The following is a 14,001-nucleotide window of genomic DNA, read 5'->3' as shown; positions in this document are numbered from 1 at the left end:
TAATTCGGCCTCATAACTTATCATTCAACGTTTCAAATTAGTAATTCAAAATTAATCATTATGACCCCACAAGAGTTTTTTAAAAAGGACCTGTTCGCCGAAAATGCAGGTATAGTATTGCTTGAAGTACGCGAAGGATACAGTAAAGCCAAACTGGAAATAAAACCCGAACATCTTAATGCCGGAGCGCGGACACAAGGAGGAGCGATTTTCACGCTGGCAGATCTGGCACTCGCCGCAGCTGCCAATTCGCACGGAACACTCGCTTTCTCTCTTTCATCCTCAATCACTTTTCTGCGTGCCAGCGGTCCGGGCGACACCCTCTATGCCGAGGCACGCGAACGGTATATCGGCCGAAGCACCGGCTGCTATCAAGTAGATGTTACTAACCAGAACGGAGACTTGATCGCTACATTCGAATCAAGTGTTTTCCGGAAAGATCAGAAAGTACCTTTTACTCTGTAGACAGACTATTTAACTATAGAAGTCAATGGATGACGGTGACCTCTGACATCATTTAAGAAAGCTTTGGCTGAACCGAAATTCAAGAACATATCTAAACGGACAGGAAGGTGGTTCTTATCATCTGTTACGAAGAAAGTAATCACTTCCTTTTCTTTCCCTTTTTTATCGTATTCAACTAATGAGAAGATCAGGCAGCGATAGGTAATCCCATTTTCCGCTTTCACATTCTCTTTTCCCCGATAAATCAGTGTCTGTTCTTCCACTTTACGTCCGGTAGCCATCGGGAATTTGATTTTATCGCCTACCTTATAATCAGCAGGATCATAAGAACGCGCTTGGGCAAGGATAGTCAGCATATCGTAGATGCAGCGACTGTCGCTTTCTTCCGACTCCTGAACTTCTCCGTCACGGAACGTACGTTTTTGTTTGGCAAAGCAAAGGCCGTCTTTATAAGAGAACCAAGCCTCATCTACCGTATAGCGTTTTCCTTCCTCGGCACCTTTACGGAAATAACGAGGTTCCAGTTTTTCACCCATGACGCAAGTCAGTGTATCGCGCATCTTGAAAAAGAAGTCGGCACGCTTGCTACCTAAGGCAAGCAGATTGATACGGTAAGCCGGTTCCGAATGATAGGTAGTTGCATTAGTCGTCAGACTGGCTATACCCGCTTTCACCCAAACGAATTTCCAGTTGAAGTACAAGTCATACATTACATGCTCTCCGGATTGAAAAGCATCGTTTTTAGCTTCACACTGAGCATTGGCAGGAAGCGCAAAACTTCCCATCAACAATGCAAGAATTCCAACAATTAGATGACGTCGCAAATTAGCGACGGTTACGGTTTTGGTTATTTCTATCTCTTTCTCTTTCTTTCTTTTTCTTGTCTTCATCTGGTTTTTGTTTTTTTAGTTCATCCAGTTTCTGTTTGTCTACAGGAGTTGCGTGTATATCCCAGTTTTGGTCAACATCCCATAACGCTTTATATTCAACAACCTTGGGGAAATAGTAAACTTCTTCCGGTTGTATTCCTTTTGCATAGTCTCCCGTGTCCCATTCTCCGTTTCCATTTCTATCATTAATCAGTCTGGCGGCATATTTCCCCGGATTCAGGTAATAGAAATCTGCCCTTCCATCATCCACCAGTCTTCGTCGAACCACTTTATCTTGGGTATCCAGTAATTCTATAAATGCCTGAGGATCTGCTCCTGTAACAATAAAATGAAGAGTAAAATATTCATCCTCACTACGTACCTTAAATGATTGTTTTATCTTATCGGTAAACAAACCATAAATGCCATGAAATGCAGTTGAGTCCACCGAGAACTCATATTCCATTGTAGCGTCCCAATCATTTGCCGGATACAGATTAAACCGCCTCAGATTCAATGAGTCTTGTTCGAATTCGAAAGGAATATCTTTCCAAATTGTATCCACCTTCTGCCGTAGATGAATTGCCGCAGTATCAAAACTTGCAATCGGCTCCTCAAAGTTTAAAGAAACATAGCCATACACGTCCATTGATGAAGGTGCATTCACATTCACCGGTAAGAATTTAGTCGGTATCGGCTCATCTTCTTCACCCTCTTTCTTTTTCTTCTTTTTCTTCTTCTCGGGCTCTTCTTTGGTCAGAGTCTTTTGTTTGGATACCAATTTCAAGGTATCTGTACGCGGAATTAACTGGTTCAGCGTATCCGTATAAAGATAGGTAAGGCTAAGGGCCAGAGTATCCTGTTTATAGAGCAAAGAGTCCTTTACCCAATAATGAATCGTATCGTTCCGTTGGTTCTTTTCTATCACAAAAGCCTCCTTTTCATCGAAGTTCAACCCTTTCAGTACAGGCAGGGTATCTGCTTTGCCAGCAAAATAAAAGGTGAATTTCTGGGGAACCAGTCGTTCGGACTTTATCAAATATTGCGAATAATTGAGTTCTTTAAAAGCACGGAGAATCACATCATCCGGCAAATAATGCATATATTTCTTCTCAACGATCGTATCATAAGTCAATGAATCCACCCAAGCCGTATCCATACGAAGTCTTTCTTCCATACGGGGGATGATCAGTGAATCATTAAAAGCAATGACCTCACTCTTCTGAGTGAAAGCAAAGTTCTGATCTGAATCCATCAAGCCAAAGATACGATACTTGCCGGGAGCTACCCCACGAATAGAGAAACGCCCACGGCTGTCGGTACGTGCCACACGGTCGAAAGGAAGTTTAGTAAAGGCGGAGTCATTCAGATTTGCATGCAGTCCGACCAGTATACCTTTAATAGGCTCCAAGTTAGAGGCGTCAAGCACCGTTCCCGATACTTCCATTGTATCGATCTGCGCACCGGTAGAAAAAGTAAATGCAAAATTACCCAGAGGATTGCCTTCGTTATTATCGACGATGGCATCCGAGAAATCTATAGTATAGGTAGTATTAGGCTTTAGTGAGTCAAGCAGATTCACTTGTATTTTCTTTCCGGAAGCCTTTATCTCCGGTTGTTGAATCTGAGGAGGAGAAACAACCACTTTCTCGGTTGCTTTCTCTAGCTTAATAAACTCATCGAACTGAAGAGAAACTTTAGTCCTCTTATTATTAATCGCACCTGCAGCAGGGGTACTGCCGACAAAACGCGGAGGATCGTAATCCTTAGGCCCGCCTTCCGGCCGTCCAATGCTGGCACAGGAGTACAATATAGCCACCAGTGCAATCACCGGAAGAGCTTTGCGCACGATATGTTTTATCTTTTGATTCTCAAATTGTAACATGGTGCAAAAATAAACGTTCTTCATCAATAAACACTACACTTTCTAGCTAATTTATTAAAAAGTAGCCTTAAATGAATGATTATTGGTCCTTATCTTGTTAATAAATCCCTATCTTTGACTCCCGAAATTCAAACCTAATACAAAAAACCCATGAAGAAACAACTACTTTCCTGCTGTTTGGCTGCACTAGGACTAACAACAGCCATCCAAGCACAAAACTTTAACGAGTGGAAAGATCCGGAAGTGAATTCCGTAAACCGCTCCGCAATGCACACTAATTATTTTGCCTATGCATCAGCTGATGAAGCTAAAGCGGGCAGCAAAGAAGACTCTCAGAATTTTATGACTCTGAACGGTCTCTGGAAATTTAACTGGGTAAGAAATGCAGACGCACGCCCGACAAACTTTTATCAGACCAGTTTTAACGACAAAGGCTGGGACAATATTAAAGTACCCGCCGTTTGGGAATTGAATGGTTATGGCGATCCGATTTACGTAAATGTCGGCTATGCCTGGAGAAACCAATTTCAGAACAATCCTCCCCTTGTCCCCACAGAAAACAATCACGTAGGCTCTTACCGAAAAGAAATCGTTCTTCCTGCCGACTGGAAAGGAAAAGACATCTTTGCCCACTTCGGCTCGGTAACTTCCAATATGTATCTTTGGGTAAACGGCCGCTACGTAGGCTATAGCGAAGACAGCAAACTGGAAGCCGAATTTGATCTGACCAACTACCTGAAACCCGGCAAAAACCTGATTGCCTTCCAGGTGTTCCGCTGGTGCGACGGCAGTTATCTGGAAGATCAGGACTTCTTCCGTTATTCCGGCGTAGGACGCGACTGCTATCTGTATGCACGCGACAAGAAACGCATTCAGGATATCCGCGTCACTCCCGATCTGGACAGCCAGTATAAAGACGGTACACTGAACATAGCTATCGACATGAAAGGCAGCGGCACTGTAGCTCTTGACCTGACAGACGCACAAGGAAAAAGTGTAGCCACAGCCGATCTGAAAGGTTCCGGCAAATTGAACACGACTATCAACGTAGCCAATCCTACCAAATGGACTGCTGAAACGCCCAACCTCTACACATTGACCGCTACTCTGAAAAATGGAAATACCGTTACTGAAGTGATCCCTGTCAAGGTAGGTTTCCGCAAGATCGAACTGACAGGTGGACAAATACTCGTCAACGGCCAACCAGTACTCTTTAAAGGAGCCGACCGTCATGAAATGGACCCGGACGGTGGTTATGTCGTTTCCCTCGAACGTATGATACAAGATATCAAAGTTATGAAACAGCTTAATATCAATGCAGTACGTACCTGCCATTATCCGGACGATAACCGCTGGTATGATCTTTGCGACCAATATGGTTTATACGTAGTAGCCGAAGCCAATGTCGAATCTCACGGAATGGGATATGGAGACAAGAGCCTTGCCAAAAACCCCATTTACGCAAAAGCACATATGGAACGTAATCAACGCAATGTACAACGTGGTTACAACCATCCGTCCATCATCTTCTGGTCATTGGGTAACGAAGCCGGTATGGGACCTAACTTCGAACATTGCTATACATGGATCAAGAACGAAGACAAAACACGTGCCGTACAATATGAACAAGCGGGAACCAGCGAATTCACCGACATTTTCTGCCCGATGTATTATGATTACAATAACTGTATCAAATATTGTGAAGGCAACATTGACAAACCCCTTATCCAATGCGAATATGCACACGCTATGGGCAACTCACAAGGTGGATTCAAGGAGTACTGGGACATCACCCGCAAGTACCCGAAATATCAAGGTGGATTTATCTGGGACTTTGTCGACCAGTCCTGCCATTGGAAAAATAAAGACGGTGTAGCCATCTACGGCTATGGAGGCGACTTTAACAAATATGACGCTTCGGACAATAACTTCAATGACAACGGCTTGATCAGCCCCGACCGCGTACCAAACCCGCACGCTTATGAAGTAGGATATTTCTATCAGAATATCTGGACTACTCCGACCGATCTTTCCAAAGGTGAGATCAATATCTATAACGAGAACTTCTTCCGTGACTTGTCCGCATTCTATCTGGAATGGCAGTTACTGGCTAATGGGGAAATCGTACAAAACGGCATCGTATCAGACCTGAATGTAGCCCCGCAACAGACTGCAAAACTTCAACTCCCATTCGACATAAAGAACATCTGTTCTTGCAAAGAGTTACTTCTGAACGTCAGCTACAAGCTAAAAGCTGCCGAGACATTGCTTCCTGCGGGAGAAACCATCGCTTATGACCAAATGAGTATCCGTAACTACAAGGCACCGGAACTAAAACTGGAAAACAAGCAGTCCTCCAATATCGCAGTCGTAGTTCCCTCTTTCCACGATAACGACCGCAACTATCTGATTGTTTCCGGCAAAGACTTCACGCTCGAATTCAACAAGCACAACGGTTACCTCTGCCGCTACGACGTCAGCGGAACGCAACTGATGGAAGACGGAAGTGCACTGACTCCCAACTTCTGGCGTGCTCCGACCGACAACGACTTTGGAGCAGGATTACAACACAGATATGCCGCATGGAAGAATCCGGAACTAAAACTGACTTCATTGAAGCATGATATAGAAAACGAACAAGCAGTGGTTCGTGCAGAATATGACATGAAATCTATTGGTGGAAAGCTGTACCTGACGTATGCCATCAATAATAAGGGAGCAGTAAAAGTAACTCAAAAGATGGAAGCAGACAAGAGCAAGAAGGTTTCCGATATGTTCCGTTTCGGAATGCAGCTGCGTATGCCTGTCACCTTCAATGAGATTGAATATTACGGACGCGGACCGGGTGAAAACTATTCTGACCGTAACCACGCCGCAAGGATCGGCAAGTACCGCCAGACCGTAGAAGAACAATTCTATCCATACATCCGCCCGCAGGAAACCGGTACCAAAACTGATATCCGTTGGTGGAGACTGCTTAATATCGGCGGCAACGGACTGCAGTTTGTAGCCGATGCACCGTTCTCCGCTTCCGCACTGAATTATACAATCGAATCATTGGATGACGGTGCCGGCAAAGACCAGCGTCACTCACCGGAAGTAGAAAAAGCCAACTTCACAAACTTCTGTATTGATAAGGCACAAACGGGACTCGCCTGCGTAAATAGCTGGGGTGCTATCGCTTTGGAAAAATACCGTCTTCCATATCAGGATTATGAGTTCAGTTTCATAATGAATCCTGTATATCATAAACTGAAGTAAAAAACATAGTTAAAAAACACGGTATCAGAGTACAAGAATACCGAATTTAAAGTACTTTTGCAGCCGGAAACTTATTTCATGGAATAAGTTTCCGGCTTTTCTTCCTTAGATCATCTATCCATACAATGAATGTACACAGCGACGAACGCACAATTTTAAAAAACAGATAAATATAAAGTATGAAAAGTAGAATTGTTTTTTTTGCATTTTGCTTAGCCCTCTTGTCTAGTTGCGGCAATAAGGGCAATGACACAGGGAAAGTCCCAGAATATGCAGTACAAGAATTACAGAAGACAACTGCAGATCTAATGAAAGCTTATCCGGCTACTATCAAAGGTAGACAAGACGTAGAAATCCGCCCGCAGGTATCGGGATTCATCACAAAGTTATGTGTAGATGAAGGAGCAACCGTTCGCAAAGGACAGCTCTTATTCATCATAGACCCTACTCAGTATGAAGCAGCAGTACGCACAGCAAAAGCTTCAGTTGCAACAGCAGAAGCAGCCGTGAATACACAACAAATGACTGTTGACAATAAGATCGAACTGAACAAGAAACAGATTATCAGCGATTATGACTTGTCAATGGCGAAGAACTCACTGGCACAGGCTCAGGCACAACTCGCCCAGGCTAAAGCACAGCTGACCACAGCACAACAAAATTACTCTTTCACACAAGTAAAGAGTCCTTCAGACGGCGTTATCAACGACATTCCTTATCGTTTGGGAGCACTCGTAAGCCCCTCTATGGCTACGCCAATGACTACAGTATCTGAAATAGACGAAGTATATGTATACTTCTCTACAACTGAAAAAGAACTGCTGGCTATGACCAAAACCGGAGGAACCATCAAAGAAGAAATCAGTAAAATACCAGCCATCAAACTACAATTGATTGACGGCACAACATATGATGCAGAAGGAAAGGTAGATGCTATCACAGGAGTGATCGACCAGTCAACCGGTTCTGTTAGCATGCGTGCTATCTTCCCTAACAAGGAGCATATGCTTCGTAGTGGTGGAACTGCCAACGTTCTGATCCCTTATAATATGGAGAACGTTATCAGCATCCCACAATCGGCTACTGTAGAAATCCAGGACAAAAAGTTCGTTTACGTTCTGCAGCCGGACAACACGGTGAAATATACCGAGATCGGTATATTCAACCTGGACAACGGAAAAGAATATCTGGTAACTTCCGGACTGAACCCCGGCGATAAAATCGTAGTCGAAGGTGTACAGAGCCTGAAGGACGGCCAAAAAATACAACCAATCACGCCGGCTCAAAAAGAAGCGAACTATCAACAGCATTTGAAAGACCAGCACGACGGAAATTTAGCTACAGCTTTCAACTAATAATTTAGATAATCGTATGAAATTAGATAAATTCATTAACCGTCCGGTACTATCAACAGTTATTTCCATTTTGATAGTTATCCTAGGTGCTATCGGATTGGCAACACTGCCTATCACACAGTATCCGGACATTGCGCCTCCTACCGTATCGGTAAGAGCCACATATACGGGTGCCAGTGCATCGACCGTATTGAACTCTGTAATTGCCCCTCTGGAAGAGCAGATCAACGGTGTAGAAAACATGATGTACATGACTTCCAACGCATCCAATACCGGTTCCGGTGATATCTCGATCTACTTCAAACAAGGAACTGATCCGGATATGGCTGCCGTTAACGTACAGAACCGTGTTTCCATGGCACAAGGTTTGCTACCTGCCGAAGTTACCAGAATTGGTGTGACTACTCAGAAACGTCAGACATCCATGCTGGTAGTATTCTCTCTTTACGATGAAACCGATACATATACAGATGCTTTCATCGAGAACTATGCAAAAATCAACCTGATTCCTCAGGTTCAACGTGTACAGGGTGTAGGTGATGCCAGTGTGATGGGTCAGGACTACTCCATGCGTATCTGGCTGAGACCGGACGTAATGGCTCAGTATAAACTGATCCCCAACGACGTATCTACCGCTTTGGCTGAACAGAATATAGAAGCGGCTCCGGGACAATTCGGTGAACGTAGTAACCAGACTTTCCAATATACCATTCGTTACAAAGGACGTCTGCAACAGCCGGAAGAGTTTGAGAACATTGTCATCAAGTCTCTGCCTAACGGTGAGGTACTTCGACTGAATGATATTGCGGAGATTCAGCTGGACCGTCTGGGATATAACTTTACCAACCGTGTAAACGGACACAAAGCTGTAACCTGTATCGTTTATCAGATGGCTGGTACAAATGCTACGCAAACCATCACTGATATCCAGAAATTATTGGATGAAGCATCCACAACACTGCCTTCGGGATTGAAGATTAACGTTTCTATGAACGCCAACGACTTCTTGTTCGCTTCTATCCACGAAGTGTTGAAGACATTGATCGAGGCATTTATTCTGGTATTTATCGTAGTATATATCTTCTTGCAGGATTTGCGTTCTACCTTGATTCCGACCATTGCTATTCCGGTAGCCCTTATCGGTACATTCTTCGTACTGTCACTGATCGGATTCAGTTTGAACTTGCTGACCCTGTGTGCCCTTGTGCTTGCCATTGCGATCGTGGTCGATGATGCGATTGTGGTTGTCGAGGGTGTACATGCCAAGCTCGATCAGGGATATACATCCGCCCGTCTGGCATCTATCGATGCGATGAACGAATTGGGTGGTGCTATCGTATCTATCACACTGGTCATGATGTCCGTGTTTATTCCGGTAAGTTTCATGGGTGGTACGGCAGGTACGTTCTATCGCCAATTCGGTTTGACAATGGCTATCGCTATCGGTCTGTCCGCATTGAACGCCTTGACACTGAGTCCGGCATTGTGTGCCGTTCTTCTGAAACCGCATACTGATCATGGAGATAAGAAACAAACACTTGTTTCTCGCTTCCACACTTCTTTCAATGCCGCTTATGACTCTATACTAAAGAGGTATAAGAAACGCGTACTCTTCTTTATCCAGAAAAAGTGGTTGTCAATGGGACTGGTGGTTCTCTCTATCGTATTGCTGATCTTCTTTATGAACACTACTCCGACAGGTATGGTCCCTAATGAAGATACCGGTACGCTGATGGGAGCTGTAACGCTACCTCCGGGTACATCACAAGACCGCTCGGAACAAATACTGGCACGTGTAGACAGTCTGATTGCTGCCGACCCTGCCGTAGCTTCACGTACATTGATCTCCGGTTTCAGTTTCATTGGTGGTCAGGGACCGTCTTACGGTTCTTTCATTATCAAACTGAAAGACTGGGATGAACGCTCCATGATTCAGAACTCAGACGTTATCGTCGGTTCTTTATACATGCGTGCGCAGAAGATTATCAAGGAAGCACAGGTATTGTTCTTCGCTCCTCCTATGATCCCCGGTTACTCGGCATCTACGGATATCGAAGTGAACATGCAGGACAAGACAGGTGGTGACCTGAACAAATTCTTTGATGTAGCCAACAACTACACCGCAGCATTGGAGGCACGTCCGGAAATTAACTCTGCAAAAACGACCTTCAACCCGAACTTCCCGCAATATATGATTGATATTGATGCGGCAGCTTGTAAGAAGGCAGGTATCAGCCCAAGCGATATTCTTAGCACGATGCAGGGATATTACGGAGGTTTGTACGCATCCAACTTCAACCGTTTCGGTAAGATGTACCGTGTAATGATCCAGTCGGACCCGTTATCACGCAAGAATCTGGAATCACTGAATAATGTCAAGGTTCGTAACAACCAAGGCGAAATGGCTCCGATTTCCCAGTTCATCTCTGTAGAGAAGGTATACGGACCTGATATTATCAGCCGTTTCAACTTGTATACTTCCATGAAGGTGATGGTAGCTCCGGCTTCCGGTTATACTTCCGGTCAGGCACTGGCTGCACTGGCAGAAGTGGCCAAAGAAAACCTTCCGGCAGGTTACACTTATGAACTAGGAGGTATGGCTCGTGAGGAAGCACAAAGTAGCGGCAGTACGACCGGTTTGATCTTTATCCTTTGTTTCGTATTCGTTTATTTGCTGTTGAGTGCTCAGTACGAAAGTTATATTCTTCCGCTGGCCGTATTATTATCTATTCCGTTCGGTTTGCTGGGCAGCTTCCTGTTTGTCAACGGAATGAGTGCGATCGGTAGTATATCGGCCTTGAAGATGATACTCGGTACCATGTCCAACAATATCTATATGCAGATTGCGTTGATCATGTTGATGGGTCTGTTGGCAAAGAACGCGATCCTGATTGTAGAGTTTGCCCTCGACCGTCGTAAGATGGGTATGAGCATCACATGGGCAGCCGTTCTGGGTGCCGGTGCCCGTCTCCGCCCGATCTTGATGACCTCCCTTGCAATGGTAGTCGGTCTGCTTCCGTTGATGTTCGCATTCGGTGTAGGTGCCCACGGTAACCGTACACTGGGTACAGCTTCTATTGGTGGTATGTTGATTGGTATGATCTGCCAGATCTTCATCGTTCCTGCTTTGTTCGTAATCTTCCAGTACCTGCAAGAGAAGGTTAAACCGATGGAATGGGAAGACATCGACAATACGGATGCCGTAACTGAGATTGAACAATACGCTAAATAATGAAATTCGATATGAAGAAACAGATTCTATATATGTTGTGTGCAACTGCTCTCCTGAGCAGCTGCCACATCTATAAGTCGTATGACAGACCCGAAGATATTACCGCTTCCGGCCTGTATCGTGATCCGGCAGCGGACAATGATACATTAGCTTCGGATACCACCAACTTCGGTAACCTGCCGTGGAGAGAAGTCTTCACCGACCCACAGCTCCAGTCTCTCATCGAACAGGGACTGAAACAAAACACTGACCTCCTTTCTGCTGCATTAAACGTCAAAGCAGCAGAAGCGTCTCTGATGTCAGCCCGACTGGCTTATGCACCGTCCATCGGTTTGTCTCCACAGGGAACAATCAGCAGTTTTGACAAGAACGCAGCAACTAAAACGTACTCATTGCCGGTTACTGCCAGTTGGCAAGTAGACCTGTTCGGGCAACTGCTGAACTCCAAACGAAATGCACAAGTCACCCTGAAACAGACAAAGGCTTATCGCCAGGCTGTACAGACACAAGTTATTGCCAACATTGCCAACATGTATTATACCTTGCTTATGCTCGACCGCCAGCTGGAGATCACTAAGGCTACGGCTGAGGTACTGAAGCGTAATGCTGAAACCGTACAGGCACTTTCGGAAAGATCGACCTACACATCTGCTGCTTTAGCACAAAGCAAAGCTGCCTATGCACAAGTAGTGGCTTCCATCCCCGACATCGAGCAGAGCATCCGCGAAACGGAAAATGCCCTGTCTACCTTCCTGGGAGAAGCTCCGCACGCGATCAAACGTGGTGTACTGGAAGCACAGGCACTTCCTGAGGAACTTTCCGCAGGGATTCCTTTGCAGTTGTTATCTAACCGTCCGGACGTAAAAGCAGCCGAAATGTCTTTGGCAAGTTGCTATTATAATACGAACTCTGCCCGTGCCGCTTTCTATCCGCAGATCACTCTTAGCGGTTCTGCCGGATGGACGAACAGTGCAGGTTCCGCCATTATCAATCCGGGTAAGTTACTGGCTTCCGCTATCGGTTCACTGACTCAGCCATTGTTCTACCGTGGTACGAATATCGCCCGTCTGAAAGCAGCGAAAGCACAGGAAGAACAAGCTAAATTATCTTTCCAGCAAACGTTGTACAATGCCGGAAGCGAAGTCAGCAATGCGCTAAGTTTATACCAGAACACCAGTAAAAAGGCTGAATCCCGCCAAATGCAGGTAGAATCTGCAAAGAAGGCTTCGGAAGATACAAAAGAATTGTTTAACTTAGGGACGTCAACCTATCTGGAAGTATTGTCGGCACAGCAATCTTATCTGAGCGCACAGATTTCTCAGGTTTCCGACTGTTTCGACAAGATGCAGGCTGTGGTCAGCCTCTACCAGGCATTAGGCGGTGGAAGAGAAGATTAACTTTAAACATATACTATTATGATTAGTCCGTTAGCTTACGTAGACCCCGAAGCGAAATTAGGCAAGAATGTAACTGTCTTGCCTTTCGCCTACATTGAGAAGGATGTGGAAATCGGCGATGACTGTACCATCATGTCATACGCCAGTATCCTGAAAGGTACAAAAATGGGGAAAGGAAACAAAATACATCAGAATGCTGTCCTGGGAGCAGAACCGCAAGACTTTCACTATACAGGGGAAGAAAGCAGTCTGATCATCGGAGACAATAACGATATCCGTGAGAATGTAGTAATCAGCCGTGCCACTTTTGCAGGAAATGCTACCAGAATCGGAAACGGGAACTACCTGATGGATAAGGTACACCTTTGCCATGATGTGCAGATCAGCAATAATTGTGTGGTAGGAATAGGCACTACAATTGCAGGAGAATGCTCATTAGATGATTGTGTGATCCTAAGCGGCAACGTAACGTTGCACCAATATTGTCACATTGGTAGCTGGACACTTGTACAAAGCGGATGCCGCATCTCCAAAGATGTTCCTCCCTACGTAATTATGTCCGGCAATCCTGTTGCCTATCATGGAGTGAATGCAGTCGTTCTGTCACAGCATCACAATACGTCGGAAAGAATCCTTCGTCATATTGCCAATGCTTACCGGTTGATCTATCAAGGTAATTTCAGTGTTCAGGATGCTGTTCAGAAGATTATCGATCAGGTTCCGATGAGTGAAGAAATCGAGAATATCGTGAATTTCGTAAAAGGTTCGGAACGTGGGATTGTGAAATAGACAAAATACACTTTTCATAGAGAAAGGGTGATGTCCGTAAAAGACATCACCCTTCTTATTTATTCAAACTCCAGCGTACCGAAGAAGTCGGGACGATGGAAGTCCGGTTTCTCAATCTTTATCGGATTCCATGACAGGAAGTGAGGGGTTTGCAGTTCATCCCCGCATTTATAGAAATTCGCTTTAATTTCCTTTCCATCCAGTGACTGTATCTGATGCTTGAAGAATGCAGCATAAGGAATAATCAAGGCTACTTCCCAAGTCGTATCGTCCACACGTTCTTCGAAGGGTTCATTGCCCAGACTGGACCAACGCTGCACGAGAGCCGTCACTTCTTTCGGAGCGTGTTCCCGACCGTTACGGGCTGGTCCGGCACCGATCAGAATCGTTCCGATGCAGTTACATTCTATATTATAATAGATTCCGTCACTGGCCGGAACAGAGAAAAACTCCACACAGGAATCAGTCCATACAGATCCATTGTCTTCTCCATACTTGGCACGTACACTTTCTTCTCTGACTTTGAAGTGCAACAGAATAGAATCTTTGGTATGCGCAATCCGGAAACTTACTTTTGGCTTGTAAGGATATTCAGCCCAGTTGACACACTGAACCGGCTGGAAATCTATCTTTTCCTCATCAAATAATTTAGGAAGCGAACAAGCCTCTACATTAGCAGAACTAATTTTCTTTACTTTCATATATCTTTCGTTTGGAGGATACAAATATAGTTACTTTCTCCTAATAA

The 14,001-nt window shown here is 44.8% G+C and carries 9 protein-coding genes; 6 read left to right on the top strand and 3 right to left on the bottom strand.

What is annotated here, in order from left to right:
• The first annotated feature begins 60 nt into the window (after nt 1–60).
• The gene (locus tag NBH01_RS02875) at nt 61–465 is read left to right on the top strand and encodes a PaaI family thioesterase (RefSeq protein ID WP_225679962.1); all 405 of its coding nucleotides are present in this window, start codon (nt 61–63) and stop codon (nt 463–465) included.
• A gap of 5 nt (nt 466–470) precedes the next feature.
• Here NBH01_RS02875 and NBH01_RS02870 read toward each other — a convergent pair whose 3' ends face one another.
• Nucleotides 471–1,355 carry a DUF3108 domain-containing protein gene (locus NBH01_RS02870; protein ID WP_225679964.1) on the bottom strand — a complete coding sequence of 295 codons (885 nt, stop codon included), beginning with the start codon at nt 1,353–1,355 and terminating at the stop codon, nt 471–473.
• Nucleotides 1,291–3,219, bottom strand: a complete 1,929-nt coding sequence (locus NBH01_RS02865) for an Ig-like domain-containing protein (protein WP_054959313.1) — start codon at nt 3,217–3,219, stop codon at nt 1,291–1,293. Before NBH01_RS02865 ends, NBH01_RS02870 begins: the two co-directional genes overlap by 65 nt.
• 150 nt (nt 3,220–3,369) lie before the next feature.
• Here NBH01_RS02865 and lacZ point away from each other — a divergent pair, with 150 nt between their 5' ends.
• From lacZ to lpxA, 5 genes are all read left to right on the top strand, one after another.
• Nucleotides 3,370–6,480, top strand: coding sequence for a beta-galactosidase, LacZ type (gene lacZ, locus NBH01_RS02860; RefSeq protein ID WP_225679966.1), 3,111 nt, complete (start codon nt 3,370–3,372; stop codon nt 6,478–6,480).
• Nucleotides 6,481–6,659: 179 nt separating this feature from the next.
• The gene (locus NBH01_RS02855; RefSeq protein WP_008762940.1) at nt 6,660–7,835 is read left to right on the top strand and encodes an efflux RND transporter periplasmic adaptor subunit; all 1,176 of its coding nucleotides are present in this window, start codon (nt 6,660–6,662) and stop codon (nt 7,833–7,835) included.
• A gap of 16 nt (nt 7,836–7,851) precedes the next feature.
• Nucleotides 7,852–11,067: an efflux RND transporter permease subunit gene (locus tag NBH01_RS02850; protein ID WP_008767547.1), complete on the top strand. Its 3,216-nt coding sequence runs from the start codon at nt 7,852–7,854 to the stop codon at nt 11,065–11,067.
• Nucleotides 11,068–11,078: 11 nt separating this feature from the next.
• Complete coding sequence (locus NBH01_RS02845) at nt 11,079–12,464, top strand: efflux transporter outer membrane subunit (protein ID WP_225679968.1); 1,386 nt, start codon at nt 11,079–11,081, stop codon at nt 12,462–12,464.
• An 18-nt stretch (nt 12,465–12,482) separates the two neighbouring features.
• Nucleotides 12,483–13,253, top strand: a complete 771-nt coding sequence (gene lpxA, locus NBH01_RS02840; RefSeq protein ID WP_008762937.1) for an acyl-ACP--UDP-N-acetylglucosamine O-acyltransferase — start codon at nt 12,483–12,485, stop codon at nt 13,251–13,253.
• 59 nt (nt 13,254–13,312) lie between these two features.
• On the opposite strand, the gene NBH01_RS02835 is transcribed toward lpxA, so the two are convergent.
• Nucleotides 13,313–13,954: a carbohydrate-binding family 9-like protein gene (locus NBH01_RS02835; protein ID WP_022471690.1), complete on the bottom strand. Its 642-nt coding sequence runs from the start codon at nt 13,952–13,954 to the stop codon at nt 13,313–13,315.
• Nucleotides 13,955–14,001: the final 47 nt, after the last annotated feature.

The sequence above is a fragment of the Bacteroides sp. B1-V-101 genome (assembly GCF_023656585.1).
GTDB lineage: Bacteria > Bacteroidota > Bacteroidia > Bacteroidales > Bacteroidaceae > Bacteroides > Bacteroides thetaiotaomicron.
This window is presented reverse-complemented; position numbering and strand designations above follow the sequence as displayed.